The sequence below is a fragment of the Nocardioides okcheonensis genome, assembly GCF_020991065.1.
GTDB classification, from domain to species: domain Bacteria; phylum Actinomycetota; class Actinomycetes; order Propionibacteriales; family Nocardioidaceae; genus Nocardioides; species Nocardioides okcheonensis.
The window spans coordinates 2,774,878-2,796,954 of sequence record NZ_CP087710.1 but is presented as its reverse complement, the minus strand read 5'-3'; the positions used below and the strand labels follow the sequence as shown (position 1 = coordinate 2,796,954).

The window sequence follows — 22,077 nt, the reverse complement described above, 5'->3', positions numbered from 1 at the left end:
GATGTTGGATGGGGTACTCCCCTCAGGGAGCATTCTAGTTGAACCAGCAAGGGCCTCGCCAAATCCGCGGCGTAGGGTCACATCATGACGACCCCTTCCAAGCAGGACGTCCGGGAGTTCGACGTGGTGGTCCTCGGCGGTGGACCCGCCGGCGAGAACGCCGCGCAGTACGCCGTCGAGGGCACCGGCATGACGGCCGCGATCGTGGAGGCCGAGCTGCTCGGCGGGGAGTGCAGCTACTGGGCGTGCATGCCCAGCAAGGCGCTGCTGCGACCCGTGGCCGTCGCCGACCTGACCGGCGACCTGCCCGGCGTCTCGACCGCCCACGTCGCGCCGAAGGCGCTGCTCGAGCGCCGCGACGCGTGGGTGTCGCACTACGACGACGCCGGCCAGGCCTCGTGGGCGGAGGGCGCCGGACTGACCGTGCTGCGCGGCCATGGCCGGCTCACGGGTGAGCGCACCGTGTCGGTCACCTCTGCGGACGGCACGACCACCGTCCGCGCCCGGCGCGCCGTCGTGCTCGCCTCCGGCAGCGTGGCGCGCGTGCCCGACCTCTACGCCGACGTGCAGGCGTGGGACTCCCGCGACGCCACCGGCGTGGTCGAGGTCCCCGACCGGCTCGCGGTCGTGGGCGGCGGGGTCGTGGCGTGCGAGGCCGCCGTCTGGATGACCGCCCTCGGCTCGCAGGTCACGCTGCTGGTCCGTGACCGGCGGCTGCTCGGCCGCGTCGAGCCCTTCGCCTCCGACGCCGTCCTCGAGGGCCTGCGCGAGCGCGGCGTGACGGTGCACCTCGGCGTCGAGGTGACCGGCGTACGCCGGGACGCCGCGGAGGCGACCGGCACGGGGCGGGTCCACGGCGGGACCGTCACGCTCGCCACGTCGACCGGTGAGGTCGAGGCCGACGAGCTGCTGCTCGCGATCGGGCGCTCGCCCCGCCTGCACGACGTCGGGCTCGACGCGGTCGGCCTCACCGCCGACGACGTCACCGGCGGACAGCTCCCCGAGTGGCTGCACGCCGTCGGCGACGCGAGCGGCGGGCCGCCGCTGACCCACTGGGGCAAGCACCAGGCGCGGGTGGTCGGCGCGCGGATCGCCGCGGCGGCCGCCGACGAGGTGGCGTGGGAGCCGGACCGCGAGGCGCCCGTGCCGCAGGTCGTGTTCACCGAGCCGGAGGTCGCCTCCGTCGGGATGACCGAGGCGCAGGCCCGTGACGCCGGGCACGACGTGGTCACCTCGCGGGTGCCGACCTCGTCGGCCGCCGGCACCGGCCTGCTGCGCGACCACGTCGTCGGCGACGCCCAGATCGTGGTCGACTCCCGGTCGCGGCTACTGCTCGGCGCCACGTTCGTCGGCCCGGAGGCGGGCGAGCTGGTCCACGCCGCGACCGTCGCGATCACCGGGGGCGTGCCGGTCCACGTGCTGCGCCACGCCGTCGCGTCGTACCCCACCGCCGCCGAGCTGTGGCTGCGGCTGCTCGAGGAGCTGCCCCGCGAGCTCCGGGTCCCGCCCACCCTCGCTGGTTGAGGTGCGAGGAGCGCCAGCCTCCTTCGCTGGTTGAGGTGCGAGGAGCGCCGGCCTCCCTCGCTGGTTGAGGTGCGAGGAGCGCCAGCCTCCTTCGCTGGTTGAGGTGCGAGGAGCGCCAGCCTCCTTCGCTGGTTGAGGTGCGAGGAGCGCCAGCGACGAGCCTCGAAACCTGCGAGTACCGGAGGTCTCGAGGCTCGCTGCGCTCGCACCTCGACCACCGAGGCGGAGGGAGGTCTCGAGGCTAGCCGCGCTCGCGCAGGTAGCGGCCGAAGTGGGGGACGGTGAAGGCGATCCGGCCGCGCTCGCCGGAGTAGACCAGGCCCTTCTTCAGCAGCGAGTCGCGGGCGGGCGAGAGCGACTGCGGCTTCTTGCCGAGGGCCGCGGCGACGTCGGCGCTGAGCACCGCGCCGCCGTCGACGTCGGCGGCGGCCTCGGACCCCTCGGCCGCCTGGGTGGCGGCGACGTCGGCCATCGCCATCAGGTAGTCGCGCTCCCCCGGCGTGGCGCGCTCGTAGCGCGAGCCGAAGAAGCCGACCGCGAGCTCCGACTCGGCCTCGGGCGCGGCGACCGCGACGTCGGCCGCGGTGATCGGCGAGCGGGGCGCGAGGTCCCACACGGCCTTGCCGTAGGCCTGGATGAAGTACGGGTAGCCGCCGGTGGCGGCGTACATCGCGGCCAGCGCGTCGGGCTCGTAGGCGGCGTCCTCGTCGGCGGCCGGCGCCTCCAGCGCGCGGTCGGCGGCCTCGCGGGTGAGCCGGTCGATGCGCTGGTAGCGGAAGAGCCGCTCGCTGTAGGACTTGCTGGCGCTGAGCACGGCGGGCAGGTGGGGCAGCCCGGCGCCGACGACGATGACGGGCAGCCCGGTCTGGCTGAGCTCGTGGCACGCCGCGCAGAGCGCGGACACGTCGTCGGGGCCGAGGTCCTGCATCTCGTCGATGAAGACCGCGACGCCCTTGCCGACCTCGGCGGCGAGCCCGCCGAGGTCGGTGAACAGCTCGACGAGGTCGATCTCGATGTCGCCGGAGTCGGCGCGTCCGCGCACCGCCGGTACGTCGATCCCGGGGCTCCACTGGTCCTTGAGCTTCGCGCCCGCTCCCGCGTCGCGCTGGGCGAACGACCGCAGCACCCCGAGGACGTGGTCGACCGACTCCTCGTCCGAGCGACCCAGCTCGCGCACGGCCTGGTGCAGCGCGCTGCTCAGCGGCCGGCGCAGCCCCTGCCCGGGGCGGGCCTCGAGCTTGCCGGTGCCCCATCCCTTGCGGACCGCGGTGCCGCGCAGCGCGTTGAGCAGCACCGTCTTGCCGACGCCGCGCAGGCCGGTGAGCACCAGGCTCCGCTCGGGGCGCCCCTTGGCCACCCGCTCGAGCACCACGTCGAAGGCGGCGAGCTGCTCGTCGCGACCGGCCAGCTCCGGCGGGCGCTGGCCGGCGCCGGGGGCGTACGGGTTGCGGATCGGGTCCATGATCGGACGCTATCGGGGAATCTAGGCCGAGCCCTAGATTGCCGGATAGTCCGCGAGTCGCTCAGCCTGCCTCCGACGCACGGTCGACCCGCTCGACGCGCGTGCGGGCGGTGTCGTAGGCCTCGTCGAGGCCGCGGCGCAGCAGCGCGATCAGGTCGGGGACCTCGTCGGCGGCGAGCCGGAACGTCCCGGCGCAGACGTTGTCGCGCCACAGCGACAGCACCACCAGCTGCGACTCGTGGTGCCAGGTCACCCGCAGCGACCGGTCCTCACCGCGGGGGTCGAGGAAGACCGTCGCGGTGCGAGGGGTGCGCTGCTGGGCCATGTTCCATTGTGACCCCGACCACACGCCGTTGCCTAGACTCGACCCGTGCCCGAGCTGCCCGAGGTCGAAGCCCTCGCCCAGGACCTGCGCGGCCGCCTCGTCGGCCGCGCGATCAGCCGCGTCGACCTGGCCGCGTTCAGCGCGCTCAAGACCTTCGACCCGCCGTTGCAGGCGCTGCACGGCACGCTGGTCGACGACGTCACCCGCCACGGCAAGTTCCTCGACGTCGACGCCAGCGGCGTCCACCTCGTCGTCCACCTCGCCCGGGCCGGGTGGATCCGCTGGCGCGACGCGGTGCCGGCGACCCCGGCCCGCCCGGGCGGGAAGAACCCGCTGGCCGCGCGGGTCGTGATCGACGACCCCGACCTCGACGCCCAGCCCGGCCTCGACATCACCGAGGCCGGCACCAAGAAGGGCCTCGCGATCTACGTCGTCCGCGACCCGCAGGAGGTCGAGGGCATCGCCCGGCTCGGCCCCGACCCGCTCTCCGACGACTTCACCCCGGAGGTGCTGCGCGCGATCCTCGACCGGGAGGGGCGCAAGCAGATCAAGGGCGTGATGCGGATGCAGTCGATCATCGCGGGCATCGGCAACGCCTACTCCGACGAGATCCTGCACGCCGCGCGGATGTCGCCGTTCAAGCCGGCCAACAGCCTCGAGGACGACGACCTAGCCACGCTCCACGACGCGATCCGCACCACCCTGGGCGACGCGGTGGCCCGCTCGAGCGGCCTGGCCGCGAGCGAGCTCAAGGGCGAGAAGAAGAGCAACCTCGCGGTGCACGGACGCACCGGTCAGGCGTGCCCGGTCTGCGGCGACGTGGTGCGCGAGGTGTCGTTCGCCGACTCGAGCCTGCAGTACTGCGCGACCTGCCAGACGGGCGGGAAGCCGCTGGCCGACCGACGGATGTCGCGGCTGCTGAAGTAGCCCCGACAGCAGTGTTGGTCGGGCTCACCCCCGTGACAGCCCGACCAACACTGACGTCAAGTCTACCTTGACGTCGGTCGATCCTGTCACGCAGTTGCCCTCTTCTTCGACGGCTTTTTCGCGAACCGCTCCCAGGCGGCCTGCCGGGAGACGCCGAGGACCCGGCCGATCTCGGCCCAGGTCACCCCGCGCTGGCGCAGCATCTCGACCCACTCCTGGGCGAACTCGGCGTTCTGCTCGGCCGAGGCGAGGATCTGCGGGAGCGTGGCGAGCAGCTCGGTCTCCGGCATGGTGTCCCACGGCATGCCGCGCCTGGCGGTGGCCAGGCGGTCGGTGTCGTGCACGATCGCGTGGAAGTGGTCCAGGCAGCCGACGCAGATCTGCGCACCGAGTCCACCGACCAGCGCGACGTCGGTGCCGGGACCTCCCGGGGTCGCGCAGAAGGAGCAGATCTTGCCTTCACGGGTGATCGCCACGGGCGCCTGCCTCTCGAGTCCTCTGCACGTCGTGGTTGCGATGGTACGCGGGCACCGGGGATCGCGGGCGGTTCCGCGCCAGCCCGCCGAGCGGGCCGGGACGCCGGCCGGGACGCTCAGCCGGCCTCGGGGGTCTCCGAGAGGTCCGGCACCTCGGGCATCTCGAGGTCGCCGAACATCGACCCGCAGGTGTCGGTGACGTAGGTCGAGAACGCCTCGACGTTCTTCTTCGCGCTCTCCGACATGTCGGCCTCGAGGGCGTCGAGGTCGGGGGACTTCAGGTCGGCCTCGGAGATGTCCTGCGCGGCCTTCACCGTCTCCTCGAACCCGTCGCGGGCCTCGTCGGAGATCCCCTCGGGGGTGCCGACCTCGGAGATCTTGTCGGCCCACCGGTGCATCGCGTCGGCCATCTCCTTCTCCGACGGCAGCCCCGCCTCGGGGTCGGTCAGGTCGATGTCGAGGTCGGTGAACAGGCTGGTCTGGGCCTTGCAGAAGTCGTCCTTGCTGGCGCTCTCCGGTGCGCCACCGCCGGAGCCCCCGCACGCCGCGGTCACGGCGCCGACCAGCAGGACGGCGGCGGAGGTGGAGAGGCGGGTGCGGACGGTCATCGGGTTCCCCCTTCGCTGGGACGCGACGGTCGCGTCACCGAGTGGCTCAGGGTCCCTACCCTGTCGTGGCGCCGGTCAATCGTCCATTCCGAGCCGGGCCGGCGGCGGCAGCCGGAGCGCCACCGCGAGGGACTCGAGGTACTCCGCGCGCGGCCGCCGCACCACGCCGAGCGTGGCCAGGTGCGGGGTCTGCCACTGCACGTCGAGCACCCGCTCGTCGGCGTGCTCGTCGCCCAGCAGCTCGACGAGGCCGAGCAGGGCGACCTTGGAGGCGTCGCGCTCGCGGTGGAACATCGACTCCCCGGCGAACAGGCCGCCGATGCACACGCCGTACAGGCCCCCGGCGAGCCGGCCGTCGCGCCAGGCCTCGACCGAGTGGGCCCAGCCGAGCCGGTGCAGGCGCCCGTACGCCCGGGCGAAGTCCGGGGTGATCCAGCCGTCCGGGCGGTCCGGGCTGCCGCACCCGGCGACGACCTCGTCGAAGGCGGTGTCGACCCGGATCTCGAAGGTCCGCGCGGCCCGGCGCAGCGAGCGCGACACCTTCATCCCCCCGACGGGCAGCACACCGCGCTCGACCGGCGAGAACCAGCCCAGCTCCTCGCGCTCGAGCGTCACCGGCATCGGGAACAGGCCCAGGGCGTAGGCGGTGAGCAGCGTGCCGGCCTCCAGGTCCGCGCCGAGCGCGACCAGGTCGTCGTCGGGGTCCCACGTCGTGTGGTGCGGGAACGCCCACGGCGTCGGATCGGGGGCGAGGGGCACGTCTCGCACCGTAGCGAACAACGACCCGCCCGGGGCTGCGGCACGGACCGTAGGATCGGGCCATGGGCCTGAAGCAGACGGTGGGGCGCCAGCTCGCGCCGAGGATCCAGGAGCTCACGCCCGGTCTCAGCACCGGGTTCGTCCGTGAGGCGCTGAACCGCGCGATCGACGGCATCGGTCCGCTCGCCCCCGCCGCCGAGGCTGCCGACAAGCAGCTGCGCGAGCAGCGCGGGGACGTCGAGCGCGCGATCCACGAGGTCATCGAGAACAACGTCCGGATCGCCGGCGCCCAGGGCTTCGCGACCAACGTCGGCGGCCTCGTCACCGCGACGCTCGCGATCCCGGCCAACGTCACCGGGCTGGCGATCATCCAGTGCCGGATGGCCGCCGGCATCGCCCACCTGCGTGGGCACGACCTCACCGACCCGCGGGTGCGCAACGCGGTCCTCGCGCTGCTGCTCGGTGAGGAGACCGTCACCGAGATGGTGAAGGCCAAGAAGCTGCCCGCGACCCCGATGGCGCTGGCCACCGCGCCGGTCCACGACCCGTCGCTCGACGGCACGATCGCCTCGGTGGTGGCCTCCGACATCTTCACCCGCGTGGTCGGCAAGCGGCTCGCCACGACCGTCGGGCGCCGGGTGCCGGTCGTCGGCGGCGTGGTCGGCGCGGGCGCCGACGGGTTCGCCACCTGGAAGGTCGGGCGCTACGCCGACCGCGAGCTGCTCGTGCGCCGTCGCACCTGACGCCGGCGCCGGGTCAGGCCGGCCGCGCCGCCCACTCCTCGGCGAGCACGGCGTAGCCGACCTCGTCGATCCAGCCGAGCTCGGCGTGCCACAGAGCCTGGCGTGACAGCCGCTCGCGCCGCATCCCGACGGCCTCGAGGATGCGCACCGACGCCGGGTTGTCGGCGTACGCCGCCGCGCTGACCCGGCGCAGCCCGAGCCGCTCGAAGCAGGCGCGGAGCAGCTCGTGCGCCGTCGCCCGGCCGATCCCCTGCCGCGCGTGCCGCGGGTCGACGACGTAGCCGATCAGGCCGTCGGTCCCGGTCGGGGCGCCGGGCTGCCCCGGCCCGTCGACCACCTCGAGGAAGCCGATGGCGACCACGCCGCCGTCGCGCTCGACGACGCAGGTGTGGTCGGTCGCGCTGTCCGCCAGGCCGCGCAGGTCGCGGCGCAGGTCGTCGGGGTCGACGTGGGTGTGGACCATGAACCGGTTGACGTCGGGGTCGTTGCGGAAGGCGAGCAGGGCCTCGGTGTCGGCCTCGACGGGGTCACGCAGGAGCAGGTCGTGGACGCGGACGGGCCAGGGGCTCGGGTGCATGGCGTCGAGCCTCGCAGCCCGGCACCGGTCGGGCCACCGGGTTTCGTCCGGGCTCAGCCGCGGCGCCGCACCCGGCGGTAGGCGTCGAGGGTCCCGCGTCCGGCTGCGCTGTCCTCCAGCGTGGTGACGATCCTGCGCCGGACCCGGTGCCCGGGGCCGGCGTGCGCGCGGTCGGCCGCCTCGCGGGCCTCGCGGAGCTCCTCGTGCAGACGCTCCTCGACCGCCCGCAGGCGCGCGGCCTCGACCAGCAGAGCGCTGATCGCGTCGAGCGCGGGCGGCAGCAGCTGGTCGGCGGTGGCCGCGTCGGGGTCGGCGAACTCGCCGGCCTCCGGCCCGACCAGGTCGTCGAGGTCGCCGGCCACGTCGTAGCCGCGCGCGCGGAGCGTCTCCACCCAGCGGGTCGAGAGGTCGCGCGCCCAGGCGTGGTCGTCGGGGGAGAGGCCGAGGCGGGCGGAGGACACGCTCTGCGACAGGGTCTGGTGGGCCAGCACCTCGCGGACCAGCGGACGGTAGTCGGGCGGCGCGATGATCGAGGTGACGCGCTGGTTGATGGTGCGCAGCAGCGACGTCTCGGGCACCCCGAGCGAGGGGTTCTCGCGCTCGGCGGTGAGGTCGAGCGGGAGGTCGTCGAGGCCGAACGTGCGGGAGAACCGCCGCCACAGCTCGCCCCGGTCGGACCCGGGCGGCGGCACCGTCACCAGGTGCACCCGCTCCGGCGGCAGGGTGGCGCCCCAGCGGTCGAGGATGTCGGGCACCTCCTGCACGGCCCAGAACCACGAGCCGATCTTGGAGTCCCGGGCGGGGTCGCGGATGGTGTCGAGGAACGCCGCGTAGGTGATGTGGCTGCGGTGCTTGACGTTCTCCTGCCACTCGGCCGGCACCTGGCGGACCAGGTCGCGGGCGGAGAGCACGAGGTGCACCTCGGCGTCGCCGAGGGAGGCCAGCGCCCGGGAGACCTGCGTGGGCGTGGCCCGCGCGAAGATCTCGTGGCTGATGATCGCCGTGCCGTGCCAGTCGCGGACCTGCGCGGCGAGCCGGTCCCAGGCACCGACGGCCTCGGTCTCCAGGCCGCCCCAGGGCAGGGTCATCAGGTCGAGGGCGGCGAGGAAGTGGGCGTCGAAGCGGTCGGCGGCGTAGAGCACGTCGTGCTCGCGCAGCAGCGCCTGGTTGCGGAAGAGCACGTCCTGGAGGTAGGACGTGCCGGTCTTCGGGCAGCCCACGTGCAGCAGCACCCGCCTGCTCACCGCTCCACCTGCCCTTCGGTCCGTCCGCGTGCGCCGGTCGCACGCCACCCGGTGTCGACGACCATCCGGAGGGCCAGGTCGAGCACCTGCCCGTCCGACGCGCCGGGCGCCGTCGCGCCCCCGGCCCTCGGCTCGAGGTCGGCGAGGTCGCCGACCACAGGGTAGCCAGCCCGTGCGATCGCCCGGGTCTCGCGTGCCGACGCGGCCGCCACCCAGTCGCGGTGCCGGTCCGGCACCGCGATCGGCGCGACGTCGCTGCCCGGCATCCGGTGCTGCAGGGTGCGCATCAGGGCCGGCCGCTGCTCGGCGGGGACCTTCAGGCCCACCACCGCGGCCACGCGCCGGGCCAGCTCGGCCTGGTCCGCGCCCGGCACCGCCACGGTCGGGAGGTGGCGTACGCCGACCTGCCGCGGCAGCCGCTCGACGTCGGTCACGACCCGCACCAGCGCCCGGCGGCCGTGCCAGCGGCGCACCGAGTCGACGAGGTCGGCGCGGGCCGGGAGCTGGTCGCGCTCGCGCCAGAACCGCAGCCACTCCGGCCACGGCTTGGTGCCGGTCTCGAAGCAGCGCTGGGTCCAGGTGCGGGCCAGCAGCTCGTCGAGCGGCTGGGCCACCGCGACGACGAACGGCCGGGAGCCGCCCTCGGGTCGTCCGCGGGCGAGCAGGTCGGCGCGCAGCGCGGTCACGGTGACGGGGTCGCCGACGAGCCGGAAGCGCCGACGCCAGGGCCGGGCCCACGCGCTCGCGACCGGGTCGGGCCCGAGCGCGACCAGGTCGTCGGCGAGCAGCACGCTCGCCACCCGCAGCAGCTCGTGGGCGCTGACCGAGGCGGGGTCGACCGGCCGCGGTCCGAAGTCGGGGGTCGCCTCACCGAGGAGCGGGAGGTCGGCCTTCCCGCGGCCGGCGGCGGGCGTGGCGAGCACCCGGTCGGCGAGGCCGGGCGCGGCGGCACCGGCGAGGTTGATCCGGCGCAGCAGCTCGAGCTGCTGGGCGCCGGGCAGCGGACCGGCCGCGCGCTCGGTCGTGGCGGTCCAGTCCCGCCACGGCGTCGTACCCCCCTCGCGCAGGTGCGCGACCCACGCGTGGGCGCGGCCGCTCAACGGTCGCGCAGCCGACGGGCCGTGGTGCGGAGCTTTCCGCCCAGCGACGACCGTGCCCGGCTCTCGGCCGCCTCGCGCGTCATCACCGCGAGCGCGTCGAGGGCCGCGCCGAGCTCGAGCTTGGCGCGCACCCGGTCGGGGTTGCGCCACTCATCGTCCGCGCCGGGGCGGCGCGGGCGCAGGTCGTCGAGGTCGCCGACGACGTCGACGCCGCTGCCCCGGATCCACTCGATCCAGCGCTCCCCCTGCTGCTCGGCGAGGTCGTAGCGCTCGGGCGGCAGCTGCACCGGCCACGCGTCGCGGGCCACCAGCACCTCCTGGGCGAGCAGCTCGCGGATCAGGTTGTCGTAGACCGGGTCGCGGTGCACGCCGAGCTCGAGGCGACGGTTGAGCTTGCGCAGCAGGGACGTCTCGGCGATGCCGAGGGAGCGGTTGTCGCGCTCGGAGTCGAGCGGCGCCCACGCCGGGTCGATGCCGAACGCGCGGCAGAAGCGCAGCCAGAGCTCGTCGCCGTTGGGGCCGCGGTCGTGCGGGACGGTGACCACGTGGATCCGCTCCGGCGGCAGCTTGGCGCCCCACGCGGTGAGGACCTCGGGCAGGTCGAGCGCCTGGCGGAAGAAGAACGTGCGGCCGCCCTCGTAGCGGTTGATGAAGCGCCGGAAGCTCCACGTGCGGCCCTGCTTGATCGACTCCTGCCAGGCCGCCGGCATCTGGCGGGCCAGGTCGCGCGCGGAGTAGACGACGTGGACCTCGTGGTCGGCGAGGTCGTTCATCGCCTTCGCGATCTTGTCGGGCTTGGCGCCGGCGAGGATCTCGTGGCTGATCACCACGTTGCCCTCGGCGCGGTCGACGCGGCGCAGCATCGCGTCCCAGGCGCCCTTGGCGTGGCCGGGCGCGCCGCCCCAGTCCTGGTCGAGGAGGTCGAGCGCGGCGCGGAAGTGGAACATGTCCGTCTGGCCGGGCCGGGTCGCCGGGATGGTCACGCCGTGCTTCGCCAGTCCGGCGGTGTTGAGCCGGAGCCGGTCCTGGAGGTACGTCGTGCCGGTCTTGGGAGCCCCGATGTGCAGGTGGACGACGCGACTCATGGGGCTGATTGTGCCCGAGCCCGGCGGGCCGGCGGGAAGCGGCTGGCCGAAGGGGCCGGGCCGCCCCACGGTGGCGGCACACGACACCCGTCCGCCCATCGTGGCGGCACACGACACCCGTACGCGCCCCGCCGGTGTCGTGTGCCGCCACCCTCGCCCCGCCGATGTCGTGTGCCGCCACCCTCGGGCGCCGGTCGGACCTCGACGGTGCCGGACGTCGGGCGTCAGGCGGAGCCGAGGGCGCGCACGACGGCGCTGGGGCTCGGCCGGCCGAGCTCGCCGGCCATCCAGACGCTGGTCGCGACGACCGCGTCGAGGTCGACCCCGTGCTCGATCCCGAGACCGGTGAGCATCCAGACCAGGTCCTCGGTGGCGAGGTTGCCGGTCGCCGACTTCGCGTAGGGGCAGCCGCCGAGGCCGCCGGCGCTCGCGTCGAAGGTGGTGATGCCCGCCTCCAGCGCCGAGTGGGTGTTGGCGAGCGCCTGGCCGTAGGTGTCGTGGAAGTGCATGGCGAGCCGGTCGACGCCGACGCCGGCGTCGGCGAACGCCGCGACGAGCGCCTTCACGTGGCCGGCGGTCGCGACCCCGATGGTGTCGCCCAGGCTGAGCTGGGAGGCGCCGAGGTCGAGCAGCCGGGTGCCGGCGGCGACGACCTGCGCGAGCGGCACCGCACCCTCCCACGGGTCGCCGAAGCACATGGAGACGTACGCCCGGACGTCCATCCCGGCCTCGCGGGCGCGGGCGACGGTGGGCTCGAACATCGCGAACTGCTCGTCGAAGGTGCGGTTGAGGTTCTTCGCGGCGAAGGTCTCGGTCGCGCTGCCGAAGATCGCGACGTGCTCGAGGCCGAGCTCGAGCGCCCGGTCGAGGCCACGCTCGTTGGGCACCAGCACCGGCAGGTGGCGTCCGGCCTCGCCGAGCTCGGCCATCAGCTCGGCGGCGTCGGCCAGCTGGGGCACCCAGCGGGGGTGGACGAACGACGTCGCCTCGACGACCGGGAGCCCGGCCGCCACCAGGCGGCGGACGAACTCCGCCTTCACGGCGACCGGGACGATCGCCTGCTCGTTCTGCAGGCCGTCGCGGGGGCCGACCTCGTAGATCGTGACCGCCGACGGCAGCCCGTCGGCGCGGACGGTCATCGGCAGCCCCGGCGTGCGGTCACCCATCGGACGGCTCCACGACGAACAGCGCGGCACCGAGCTTGACGAGGTCGCCGGCCGCCGCGCCGACCGTGGTGACCGTGCCGGCGAAGGGCGCCTTGAGCGCGAGCTCCATCTTCATCGCCTCCATGACGCCCAGCGTCTCGCCCTCGGCGACGGTCTGGCCCTCGGCGACGTCGACCGCGAGGACGGTCCCGGGCATCGGCGCGAGCAGCGTGCCGTCGCCGGCCGCCGCAGCGTGGTCGCCGAACGGGTCGGGGCGCTCCCAGACCCAGCGCTGGCCGCGGTGCGAGACCTCGACGAAGTCCCGCTGCACGTCGAGCACCGCGTGCTCCGGGACGCCGTCGACGACGAGGTGGACGGTGTGGTCCTCGGCCGAGACCATCTCGACGACGTGGTCGTCGACCCGGCCCCGGTGACGGTCGACCACGACGAGGGTGTCGCCGAGGACGACGGGGTCGGGCGCGGGGTCGGCACCCATCCGCCAGCCGTCGGCCCGCCACGGGCCCGACGAGCGGCCGGCGGTGTCGAGGAGCACCTCGGTCCACGCGCCGAGCACGCGGGCCGGCCCGGGGTCGGGCTCGGGGACCTCGTGGCGGTCGAGCCACGCGGTGTCGATGGCGCAGTCGCGGAACTCGTCGGACTCCGCCAGCACCCGCAGGAAGCCGGTGTTGGTGGTGATGCCGAGGACCGCCGTCTCCTCCAGCGCACCGACCAGCGCGTGGCGGGCCGCCTCGCGGTCGGCGCCCCACGCGATCACCTTGCCGAGCATCGGGTCGTAGGAGGTGGAGACCTCCTGGCCCGGCTCCAGCGCGTGGTCGACGCGGACGAGCGGGTCTCGAGACAGGCGCTGCGCACCTTCCTCGACCAGCGAGTGTGGCCACCGGACGATCGAGGTCCGGCCGGCCTGCGGGAGGAAGCCGTGGAAGGAGTCCTCGGCATAGACCCGGGCCTCGATCGCGTGGCCCTCGAGGGTGACGTCGTCCTGGGCGATGCGGAGCGGCTCGCCGGTCGCGACGCGCAGCTGCAGCTCGACGAGGTCGACCCGCTCGCCGCGGACCCGGGTGACCTCCTCGGTGACCGGGTGCTCGACCTGGAGGCGGGTGTTCATCTCCAGGAAGTAGAACTCGCCGGTCGCGTTGTCGAGGAGGAACTCGACCGTGCCGGCGCCGACGTAGCCGCACTGCTCGGCCAGCGCGACGGCCGCCGAGGTGATCGCGGCGCGCTGCTGCTCGCTGATCGTCGGCGCGGGGGCCTCCTCCAGCACCTTCTGGTGACGGCGCTGCGTGGAGCAGTCGCGCTCGAAGAAGTGGAGCACGGTGCCGTGGGTGTCGCCGAGGACCTGGACCTCGATGTGCCGGCCGGACTCGACGTACTTCTCGATGAGCAGGGTGTCGTCGCCGAACGAGCTCGCGGCCTCCCGGGCCGCGGCGGCGCGCGCCTCGGGCAGCTCGGCGGCGCGGCGCACCACCCGCATCCCCTTGCCGCCACCGCCGGCGGCGGCCTTGACCAGCACCGGGTAGGCGAGCGACGCGGGGTCGTCGGCCAGGGCGTACGACGGCACGACCGGCACGCCGGCGGCCACCGCGACCTCGCGGGCGGCGTCCTTGCGGCCCATCGCGTCCATCACGTCGGCTGACGGGCCGACCAGCGTGACGCCGGCCTCGGCCAGCGCGCGGGCGAACGGCGCGCGCTCGGAGAGGAAGCCGTAGCCGGGGTGCACGAAGCCGGCGCCCGACTCGCGGGCCGCGGCCACCACCTCGTCGACGTCGAGGTAGGAGCCGACCCGCACCGCGACGTCCGCGGCGCGCACGTGCGGCGCCCGGGCGTCGAGGTCGGTGTGGATCGCGACGGTGCGCCAGCCCAGGCGGTGCGCGGTGCGCATGACCCGGAGGGCGATCTCGCCGCGGTTGGCGATCAAGACGGTGTTCATGAGGTGATTCCCTTCAGTGGGTTTCGTCGCGCACGTCGCGACCTCGTGCCTCGGTCGCGGTGCTTGCTCAACCTGGTCGCGCCCACGCGACGCGCTCGTTCCTCGCCCGTCGCTGCGCGCCTCACATACGAAAGATCCCGTACTTCGGCTCGGGGATCGGGGTGTACGACGTCGCGCCGAGCGCCATGCCGAGCACGCGACGGGTGTCGGCGGGGTCGATGATGCCGTCGTCCCAGAGCCGGGCGCTGGCGTAGTAGGGCGACCCCTGCGTCTCGTACTGCTCGCGGATCGGGGCCTTGAAGCCCTCCTCGGCCTCGGCCGACCACTCCTCGCCGCGCGCCTCGATCCCGTCGCGGCGCACGGTCGCCAGCACGCCGGCGGCCTGCTCGCCGCCCATCACCGAGATGCGGGCGTTGGGCCACATCCACAGGAAGCGCGGGTCGTAGGCCCGACCGCACATGCCGTAGTTGCCGGCGCCGAACGAGCCGCCGATGACGACGGTGAACTTCGGGACCACCGAGCAGGCGACCGCAGTGACGAGCTTGGCGCCGTCGCGGGCGATGCCCTTGTTCTCGTACTCGCGCCCGACCATGAAGCCGGTGATGTTCTGCAGGAACACCAGCGGGATGCCGCGCTGGTTGCACAGCTCGATGAAGTGGGCGCCCTTGAGGGCCGACTCGCTGAACAGGATGCCGTTGTTGGCGACGATCCCGACCTCGTAGCCGTGGATCCGCGCGAAGCCGCAGACCAGGGTGTCGCCGTAGAGCTTCTTGAACTCGTGGAACCGGCTGCCGTCGACCACGCGGCGGACCACCTCGCGCACGTCGTAGGGCGTACGGGTGTCCGTGGGCACCACGTCGTAGATCGTCTCGGGCGCCTCGTGCGGCTCCTCGACGTCGGCGGCGGGGGTGCGTGCGGGGGTCGCGGGCGGCAGGGTGTCGACGATCGAGCGGACGATCGCGAGCGCGTGCGCGTCGTCCTCCGCGAGGTGGTCGACGACGCCCGACGTGCGGGCGTGCACGTCGCCGCCGCCGAGGTCCTCGGCCGTGACGACCTCACCGGTCGCGGCCTTCACCAGCGGCGGGCCGCCGAGGAAGATGGTGCCCTGGTTGCGCACGATGACCGTCTCGTCAGACATCGCCGGGACGTAGGCCCCGCCGGCGGTGCAGGAGCCCATCACGCTGGCGATCTGCGGGATGCCCCTGGCCGACATGGTCGCCTGGTTGAAGAAGATCCGGCCGAAGTGCTCGCGGTCGGGGAACACCTCGTCCTGCATCGGCAGGAACGCACCGCCCGAGTCGACGAGGTAGATGCAGGGCAGGCCGTTCTCGGCGGCGACCGCCTGGGCGCGCAGGTGCTTCTTGACCGTCATCGGGTAGTAGGTGCCGCCCTTGACGGTCGCGTCGTTGGCCACGACCACGCACTCGCGCCCCGACACCAGGCCGATGCCGGCCACGACGCCGGCGGACGGGACGGCGTGGTCGTCGCCCTCGCCGGAGCCGTACATCCCGTACGCCGCGAGCGGCGCGAGCTCGAGGAACGGGCTGCCGGGGTCGAGCAGCCGGTCGACCCGGTCGCGCACCAGCAGCTTGCCGCGGTCGGTGTGCTTGCGGCGCGCGCTCGCCGACCCGCCCTCGCGCACCCGGGCCAACCGGGAACGCAGGTCGTCGACGAGCTCGCGCATGGACGGTGGGTTCTGGGGGTCGGGCACCACCTCAGGTTAGCGATCGTTAACCCACAGCGTCCAGTACGGGGAACTCGCCCACCACCGTCGTGCCGCGTCCCGGCGCCGCGTCGAGGACCAGCGTGCCGCCGGCGGCCTCCATCCGCGCCGCCATCCCCTCGAGCCCGCCGCGGGTGACGCGCGCCGGGTCGAAGCCGCGCCCGTTGTCGGTGACGCGGAAGGTCAGGTGCGGCCGGCCGCGCAGGACCACGAGCAGCTCGCCGGCACCCGCGTGCTTGGCGGCGTTGGTCATCGCCTCGAGGATGCAGAAGTAGGCCGCCGCCTCGACCTGCTGGGTGTGCCGCTCGACGTCGGCGACGTCGAGCGTCACCGGGACGGCGGCGCGCCGGGCGGTCGCCTGCAGGGCCGCCACCAGGCCGCGCTCGGCGAGCAGCGGCGGGTAGATCCCGCGCGCCAGCTCGCGCAGCTCGACCAGCACCTCCCGGTTGTCGACGGCCACCTGGTCGAGCAGCCGGGCGGCGCCGTCGTGGCGTCCGGCGAGGAGCTCCTTGCGGGCGCGCTCGACGGTCACGCTGATCGCGAGCAGCCGCTGCTGCGCGCCGTCGTGCAGGTCGCGCTCGAGGCTGCGGCGCGCGGCGTCGGCGACCGCGACGATGCGGGTGCGGGAGTCGGCGAGCTCGTCGGCCTGGTCGCGCAGCCGGACGTAGGCGTCGCGCACCAGGTAGACCACGATCACCACGCCGGCCGGCAGCGACGCGGCGACCACCACCGCGTTGACCCACCAGGAGTCGTTGAGGTTGTCCACGCGCCGCCACTCCCCCAGCGCCGCGACCGAGGCGCTGCCGATCACGGCCACCACCATCAGCGCGCGGATCCACCGCCGGGACAGGTACGGGAAGCCGACCAGCAGCGGCACCATCGTCAGCAGCGCGGTCAGCGGGCTGAGGTTGGGCGTCGCCCACGTGCCGCCGATCGCGAAGATCAGCGACGACAGGGTGAGGCCGACGATCGCGGCGGTCGCGCCGTAGCGCCGGCACAGCGGCGGGGTGACCAGCATGATCACGATCGAGGTGGCCATGACGCCGAGGTCGATCTCCACGGCCGTGTGCTTGAAGCCCAGGAAGTACGCCGCCGCGAGCAGGGTCGTGGCGGTCGTCAGCGCGACCAGGTTGATCCGCAGCAGCCAGCGCAGCGCGGGGTCGAGGCCGTCCCAGCCCGCGAGCAGCCGGCTCATCCGCGCGGCACCACCGCGCCGCCGACGCCGGCCTCGCTGAGGAACACCAGCGTGGCGGCCACCCGGCGGTGCACGGGGGCGTCGGCCGGCAGGTCCAGCTTGGTCAGGATCGAGTTGATGTGCTTCTCGACCGCCCGGTCGGTCACCACGAGGTCGGTCGCGATCGCGGCGTTCGTCATCCCGCGCGCGACCATCGCGAGCACCTCCAGCTCGCGCGGCGTGAGCCGGTCGAGCAGCGAGTCCTGGTGGCGCGCGCCGGTGGCCACGAGCGCGTCGACCACGATCTGGTCGATCACCGAGCCGCCGGCGGCGACCGTCCGCAGCGCGGAGACCAGCTCGTCGACGTCAGCGACGCGTTCCTTGAGCAGGTAGCCGCGCCGGTCGCTGCCCTCGCGCACCAGGTCGAGGGCGTACTCCACGTCGGAGTACTGGGTCAGCGCCACCACGCCGACGTCCGGGTGGGTACGCCGGAGGCGGGCGGCCGCGCGGATCCCCTCGTCGGTGAAGTCGGGCGGCATCCGGATGTCGGTGAGCAGGACGTCGGGCCGGTGCCGGTCGACGGCGGCCAGCACCTCGGGCAGGCTGGTCGCGGTGGCGACCACCTCGATGTCGTCGAAGCCGGACAGCAGGGCGAGCACCCCGGCGCGCAGCAGGTCCCCGTCCTCGGCCAGGACCACGCGGATGGGAGCCATGGCGGCAGGGTAGCCACGTACGGGCCCTGCTGTCGGTGGGGCGGGCACCACCCTGGGACGACCGGGGCGGATCCGGGACCACCGGCCCGTCGGGCGGTGGTGCTGGCACCACTGACACGCCACTGCGGCGGACGGCAGGATGCTCCGCGTCGGCACGGACCGTGGGGGTCGCGGTGGCCGCTGGGGGGAGCGGCCACACGTGCCGACCCCCGGGGAGGACGTCGTGATTCCACTCGCCGTGTGGGAGGCGCCGGTGCGCCGCGCGCCGTCCACCCTGCGGCGGTGGCCGCCGATCGGGTTAACCACCACTAACCTCGACCTCGTGACCCCGCGCCGGCAGCAGATCCTCGGCATCGCCGCCGAGCTGTTCGCCGCCCGCGGCTTCCACGGCGTCTCCGTCGCCGAGCTCGGCTCCGCGTGCGGCATCTCCGGCCCCGCGCTCTACAAGCACTTCGAGTCCAAGGACGCGATGCTCGCCGAGATGCTCGTCTCCATCAGCGAGACACTGCTGTCACAGGGGCGCCGCCGCGTCGAGAGCGCCGACGGCCCGCGCGCGGCGCTCGAGGCGCTGGTGGAGTGGCACATCGAGTTCGCCATCGACCACCGGGCGCTGATCGTCGTGCAGGACCGCGACTGGAGCAGCCTGCCCGACGAGGCGCGCGAGCGGGTGCGGTCGCTGCAGCGTGCGTACGTCGACGTGTGGGCCGACCAGGTGCGGCTGCTCGACCCCGCCATCACGCCGGAGGCCGCGCGCACCCGCGCCCACGTGCTCTTCGGGCTGCTGAACTCCACCCCGCACTCCGGCCGCCTCCCCGACCCGCAGCTGCACGACGTGCTGCGCGAGATGGCCCACGGGGCGCTCGGGCTCTCCTGACCCTCGGCGGCGGGCCCGGTGGCGCGCCGCCCACCGGTTGGCAACCGGCGGGCGCGGGTTGGGGTGGCCTGGCCCGGACCGGACCGGTCGGGAGTCATCTGAGGACGTGGTGCAGGCGGATGACCCCTTCTCGGCTGCAGGACGTCCTCAGACAGCTCCGGCGGAGGGGTTGGCGGTGGGAGGAACGGCGGCTCGTCGTCCGGGCCGGGGGACGGGAGCCTCGTCGTGCGGCGTCACCAGGTGTCGGCTGCCGCGCCCAGCTCGAGCAGTCGGGCGGCGCGCGCGGCGGCCTCCTCGGCGACGGCCAGGTCGTCGACCTCGTCCGGCCCGCGATCCCCGGCAGCCCCGGCAGCCCCGGCAGCCCCGTCGGGGTCGGCGGGCGCGCCGCGCGGTCGGGTGATCCGGTGCAGCTCGCGCAGCACCCGCTCGCGCGGCAGGCCGCGCAGGTGGGTGAGCACGAAGGGGTCGGCCTGGATCAGCCAGGCGAGCTGGGTCAGCACCGCGAGCGCGTGGGGGCAGGGGTCGAGCCAGGAGTCGCAGGAGCAGGCCGAGCCCAGCTCGCCGCCGTAGGGCAGCAGCTCGACGCCCGCCTCGTCCACCGCCTCGACGAGCGCGTGCGGCAGCTGGCCGGAGAGCAGGGCGGCGACGCGCCCGGACTCCGCGGCGACCAGCTCGGTGAACGCCGCCGCGTCGCCCTCGTCGAGCACCGGCACGGTCACCTCGACGGTGAAGGCGTCGTCGCCGTCGTGGACCGCGGCGACCGCCGACCCGTCGGCGACGGTGATCGCGCCGACCGCCCCGGCGCGGGCGAGCGCACGTCCGGCGCGCAGCTCCTTCTCGCCGAACGCCGCCTCCTCGACCGCCCGCAGCACGGCCTTGCTCCACCAGGTGCCGCCGCCGGCGCCGCGCCGCGGCGCGAGGCGCGGGTAGGTGGTCGCGTGGCCGTCGGGGGTCGTCATCGGCGCGGCCCGGATCTCAGCTCGACGAGGTCGCGGAGCTCGGCGTCGGAGAGCTCGGTGAGCGCCGCCTCGCCGCGCGCCAGCACCGAGTCGGCCAGCGAGCGCTTGCGGGCGAGCAGCTCGGCGATCCGCTCCTCGATGGTGCCCTCGGTGACGAACCGGTGCACCTGGACCGGCCGGGTCTGGCCGATCCGGTGGGCGCGGTCGGTGGCCTGGTCCTCGACGGCGGGGTTCCACCAGCGGTCGACGTGGATGACGTGGTCGGCGCGGGTCAGGTTGAGGCCGGTGCCGCCGGCCTTGAGCGACAGCAGGAAGACCGGGACCTCGCCGGCCTGGAAGCGCGCGACCATCGCCTCCCGCTCGCGCACCGGGGTCCCCCCGTGCAGGAGCTGGTGGGGTACGCCGGTGGTGGCGAGGTGGCGCTCGACGAGCCGCGCCATCGCGACGTACTGGGTGAAGAGCAGCACGGCACCGTCCTCGGCCACCACCGTCCCGACCAGCTCGTCGAGCAGGTCGAGCTTCTCCGAGCGGCCCCGGAGCCGCGGGCTGGTCTGGCGCAGGAAGTGGGCCGGGTGGTTGCAGATCTGCTTCAGGCCGGTGAGCAGCGCGAGCACCAGCCCGCGACGGGTCTCCTCGTCGGCCTCCTCGATGCGGCGCATCGACTCGCGCACGAGCGTCTCGTAGAGCACGACCTGCTCCCGGGTCAGGCCCAGCACGTGGTCGGTCTCGGTCTTGGGCGGCAGCTCGGGCGCGATGCCGGGGTCGGACTTGCGGCGGCGGAGCAGGAACGGGCCGACCAGGTCGGCGAACTGGCGCGCCTTGGTCGGCTCGAGACCGGACTCGATCGGCCCGGCCCACACCTTGCGGAAGGCGTTGCGGCTGCCGAGCAGCCCGGGGATCGCCCAGTCCAGGATCGCCCACAGCTCGGTCAGGTCGTTCTCGACGGGCGTGCCGGTCAGCGCCACGCGGGCCGCGCTCGGGATGGTCCGCAGCGCGCGGGCCGCGGCCGAGCGGGCGTTCTTGACGTGCTGCGCCTCGTCGGCGACGACGAGGTCCCACGGCACCTCCGCGAGCATCGCGGCGTCGTTGCGCATGGTGCCGTAGGTCGTGAGCACGAAGCCCGACCCGACGTCGTCGAGGTCGCGGGCGCTGCCGTGGTGGCGGCGTACGGCGACACCGGGCGCGAAGCGTCGGATCTCGGCCTCCCAGTTGCCGAGCAGCGACGCCGGGCAGACCACGAGCGTCGGGCCGCTCGCGCCGCGCTCGCGGCGGTGGAGGTGGAGCGCGATGACAGTGATGGTCTTGCCCAGGCCCATGTCGTCCGCCAGGCAGGCGCCGAGCCCGAGCGAGGTGAGCTCGGCGAGCCAGGACAGGCCGCGGCGCTGGTAGTCGCGGAGGTCGGCCCGCAGGGCCGCGGGCACCTCGACCAGCTCGCCGGTGGTGGCTGCGGCGAGGCGCTCGCGGACCTTCAGCAGGCTCGCGCCGACGACCGCCTCGTAGGGCACGTCCTCGATGTCGACGACGCCGGTGAGGGTGGCGGCGATCGCCTGGACCGGGGTGACCGTGCGGATCAGCCGCTTGCGCGCCCGCTTGATCACGCCCGAGTCGACCGCGACCCAGTTGTCGCGGAGCCTGATGATCGGGCTGGTCGTGCGGGCCAGCTCGTCCATCTCCTCCTCGGTCAGCTCGTCGCCGTGCAGCGAGAGCTGCCACTCGAAGCCGAAGAGCGCTTGCGGCCCGAAGAGCCCGTCGTGCAGCGCCTCCTCCCGCGGGCCGGCCGACTGCCGCCGGCCGAGCTCGACGCGCTGGGTGACGTCCCGGTCGAGGTACTTCGGCCACATCACCTGGTGGCCGGCCTCGTCGAGCGCGGTCGCGCCGCCGTCGAGCAGCGAGAGGATCTCGTCGGAGTCGAGGGTGATCTCGTCGGGCACGCGCAGGTCGAGCAGCCGCTCCAGGACCGGCCAGGCGTCCGCGGCCGACCGGAGCGCGATCGCGGCGTGGGTGCGCGCCCGCTCGCCGAACCCGTGGGCGGCGTCGGGTCCGGTGTCCTCCCAGAGCTCGACGGCGTCGGCGACGTGGGCGGCGTTGTCCACCGCGTGCACCTGGGTCACGAGGCGTACGGCGCCGGCGACCAGCTCCTCCTCGTCGGCCTCGATCCGGAACGACACCGACACGAGCTGGGGCCGGTCGTCGCGGCCGCGCGAGCGGATCCGGGCGATCCGCTGCTGGAGCGCGTCGCTGAAGTCGTCGGGACGCACGGGCGCCGCGGGCCGGGTGGTCGCCCGGGCCCGGTGGCGCGAGGCGGCCGGCGAGGTGCGGGGCACGGTGTCGGCTATGGCGTCGAGCAGCGCGCGGACGGTGCCCTCGACGGTCGCGGGGTCGGAGCCGTCGCCGGAGCGGGCCCGCACCAGGTCGGCGATGCGGCGCTCGTCGTCGGCGTCGAGGCCGGCGACCTGCCAGTGCCGCCCGCCCGGCTCGGGGGCGAAGCGGCCCGCCGCGACGAGCTGGAGGCCCATCAGCGCCGCGCCCGCGAGCAGCGCGACCGAGGGGTGGAGGTCGTCGTGGTCGCGGACCTTGGCGAGCACCGGGAGCGCACCGCGCACCGGCAGCACGATGGTGCGCCGCGCGTCGGTGAACTCGATCGAGCCCTCCCGGGGCGGCTCCCCCGCCAGCAGCCTGGCGGGACCGGTGACCGGTACGAAGCTCATGCA

The 22,077-nt window shown here is 74.4% G+C and carries 20 protein-coding genes; 4 read left to right on the top strand and 16 right to left on the bottom strand.

The window, feature by feature from the left end:
* The first annotated feature begins 84 nt into the window (after positions 1 to 84).
* Complete coding sequence (locus LN652_RS13555; protein ID WP_230441151.1) at positions 85 to 1,524, top strand: dihydrolipoyl dehydrogenase family protein; 1,440 nt, start codon at positions 85 to 87, stop codon at positions 1,522 to 1,524.
* A 241-nt stretch (positions 1,525 to 1,765) separates the two neighbouring features.
* On the opposite strand, the gene LN652_RS13550 is transcribed toward LN652_RS13555, so the two are convergent.
* Both LN652_RS13550 and LN652_RS13545 read right to left on the bottom strand, forming a co-directional pair.
* Complete coding sequence (locus LN652_RS13550; protein WP_230441150.1) at positions 1,766 to 2,986, bottom strand: ATP-binding protein; 1,221 nt, start codon at positions 2,984 to 2,986, stop codon at positions 1,766 to 1,768.
* Between the two features lie 61 nt (positions 2,987 to 3,047).
* Positions 3,048 to 3,311 carry a hypothetical protein gene (locus LN652_RS13545; RefSeq protein WP_230441149.1) on the bottom strand — a complete coding sequence of 88 codons (264 nt, stop codon included), beginning with the start codon at positions 3,309 to 3,311 and terminating at the stop codon, positions 3,048 to 3,050.
* Positions 3,312 to 3,356: 45 nt separating this feature from the next.
* On the opposite strand from LN652_RS13545, the gene LN652_RS13540 reads away from it, so the two are divergent.
* A complete protein-coding gene (locus LN652_RS13540; RefSeq protein ID WP_230441148.1) occupies positions 3,357 to 4,238 on the top strand; it encodes an Fpg/Nei family DNA glycosylase in 882 nt (293 codons plus the stop codon).
* Positions 4,239 to 4,324: 86 nt separating this feature from the next.
* On the opposite strand, the gene LN652_RS13535 is transcribed toward LN652_RS13540, so the two are convergent.
* From LN652_RS13535 to aat, 3 genes are all read right to left on the bottom strand, one after another.
* On the bottom strand, positions 4,325 to 4,714 hold the full coding sequence (locus LN652_RS13535; RefSeq protein ID WP_230441147.1) for a hypothetical protein: 390 nt from the start codon (positions 4,712 to 4,714) through the stop codon (positions 4,325 to 4,327).
* Between the two features lie 116 nt (positions 4,715 to 4,830).
* Positions 4,831 to 5,322 carry a hypothetical protein gene (locus LN652_RS13530; protein WP_230441146.1) on the bottom strand — a complete coding sequence of 164 codons (492 nt, stop codon included), beginning with the start codon at positions 5,320 to 5,322 and terminating at the stop codon, positions 4,831 to 4,833.
* Between the two features lie 75 nt (positions 5,323 to 5,397).
* Positions 5,398 to 6,081: a leucyl/phenylalanyl-tRNA--protein transferase gene (gene aat / locus LN652_RS13525; RefSeq protein ID WP_230441145.1), complete on the bottom strand. Its 684-nt coding sequence runs from the start codon at positions 6,079 to 6,081 to the stop codon at positions 5,398 to 5,400.
* Positions 6,082 to 6,143: 62 nt separating this feature from the next.
* On the opposite strand from aat, the gene LN652_RS13520 reads away from it, so the two are divergent.
* Positions 6,144 to 6,824, top strand: coding sequence for an EcsC family protein (locus LN652_RS13520; RefSeq protein WP_230441144.1), 681 nt, complete (start codon positions 6,144 to 6,146; stop codon positions 6,822 to 6,824).
* A 13-nt stretch (positions 6,825 to 6,837) separates the two neighbouring features.
* Here LN652_RS13520 and LN652_RS13515 read toward each other — a convergent pair whose 3' ends face one another.
* The 9 genes from LN652_RS13515 to LN652_RS13475 all read right to left on the bottom strand — a co-directional run bounded on the left by LN652_RS13515 (position 6,838) and on the right by LN652_RS13475 (position 17,533).
* Positions 6,838 to 7,401 (bottom strand): GNAT family N-acetyltransferase, encoded by a 564-nt coding sequence (locus LN652_RS13515; RefSeq protein ID WP_230441143.1) that lies wholly within the window; start codon positions 7,399 to 7,401, stop codon positions 6,838 to 6,840.
* A gap of 53 nt (positions 7,402 to 7,454) precedes the next feature.
* Positions 7,455 to 8,645, bottom strand: a complete 1,191-nt coding sequence (locus LN652_RS13510) for a hypothetical protein (protein WP_230441142.1) — start codon at positions 8,643 to 8,645, stop codon at positions 7,455 to 7,457.
* Positions 8,642 to 9,745, bottom strand: coding sequence for a hypothetical protein (locus tag LN652_RS13505; RefSeq protein WP_230441141.1), 1,104 nt, complete (start codon positions 9,743 to 9,745; stop codon positions 8,642 to 8,644). Before LN652_RS13505 ends, LN652_RS13510 begins: the two co-directional genes overlap by 4 nt.
* Positions 9,742 to 10,830 carry a hypothetical protein gene (locus LN652_RS13500; protein WP_230441140.1) on the bottom strand — a complete coding sequence of 363 codons (1,089 nt, stop codon included), beginning with the start codon at positions 10,828 to 10,830 and terminating at the stop codon, positions 9,742 to 9,744. The genes LN652_RS13505 and LN652_RS13500 overlap by 4 nt, the downstream gene beginning before the upstream one ends.
* Before the next feature lie 224 nt (positions 10,831 to 11,054).
* Positions 11,055 to 11,996 (bottom strand): hydroxymethylglutaryl-CoA lyase, encoded by a 942-nt coding sequence (locus tag LN652_RS13495; protein ID WP_230441139.1) that lies wholly within the window; start codon positions 11,994 to 11,996, stop codon positions 11,055 to 11,057.
* Positions 11,989 to 13,923: an ATP-binding protein gene (locus tag LN652_RS13490; protein ID WP_230441138.1), complete on the bottom strand. Its 1,935-nt coding sequence runs from the start codon at positions 13,921 to 13,923 to the stop codon at positions 11,989 to 11,991. Before LN652_RS13490 ends, LN652_RS13495 begins: the two co-directional genes overlap by 8 nt.
* 121 nt (positions 13,924 to 14,044) lie before the next feature.
* Entirely contained in the window at positions 14,045 to 15,634 is a 1,590-nt protein-coding gene (locus LN652_RS13485; RefSeq protein ID WP_456238064.1) for a carboxyl transferase domain-containing protein, read from the bottom strand.
* 19 nt (positions 15,635 to 15,653) lie between these two features.
* Entirely contained in the window at positions 15,654 to 16,841 is a 1,188-nt protein-coding gene (locus tag LN652_RS13480) for a sensor histidine kinase (RefSeq protein ID WP_230441137.1), read from the bottom strand.
* Complete coding sequence (locus LN652_RS13475; protein ID WP_456238063.1) at positions 16,838 to 17,533, bottom strand: response regulator transcription factor; 696 nt, start codon at positions 17,531 to 17,533, stop codon at positions 16,838 to 16,840. Before LN652_RS13475 ends, LN652_RS13480 begins: the two co-directional genes overlap by 4 nt.
* 223 nt (positions 17,534 to 17,756) lie before the next feature.
* Here LN652_RS13475 and LN652_RS13470 point away from each other — a divergent pair, with 223 nt between their 5' ends.
* The gene (locus LN652_RS13470; protein WP_230441136.1) at positions 17,757 to 18,407 is read left to right on the top strand and encodes an SACE_7040 family transcriptional regulator; all 651 of its coding nucleotides are present in this window, start codon (positions 17,757 to 17,759) and stop codon (positions 18,405 to 18,407) included.
* A gap of 233 nt (positions 18,408 to 18,640) precedes the next feature.
* Here LN652_RS13470 and LN652_RS13465 read toward each other — a convergent pair whose 3' ends face one another.
* The gene (locus LN652_RS13465; RefSeq protein WP_230441135.1) at positions 18,641 to 19,366 is read right to left on the bottom strand and encodes an SWIM zinc finger family protein; all 726 of its coding nucleotides are present in this window, start codon (positions 19,364 to 19,366) and stop codon (positions 18,641 to 18,643) included.
* On the bottom strand, positions 19,363 to 22,074 hold the full coding sequence (locus tag LN652_RS13460; RefSeq protein WP_230441134.1) for a DEAD/DEAH box helicase: 2,712 nt from the start codon (positions 22,072 to 22,074) through the stop codon (positions 19,363 to 19,365). The genes LN652_RS13465 and LN652_RS13460 overlap by 4 nt, the downstream gene beginning before the upstream one ends.
* Positions 22,075 to 22,077: the final 3 nt, after the last annotated feature.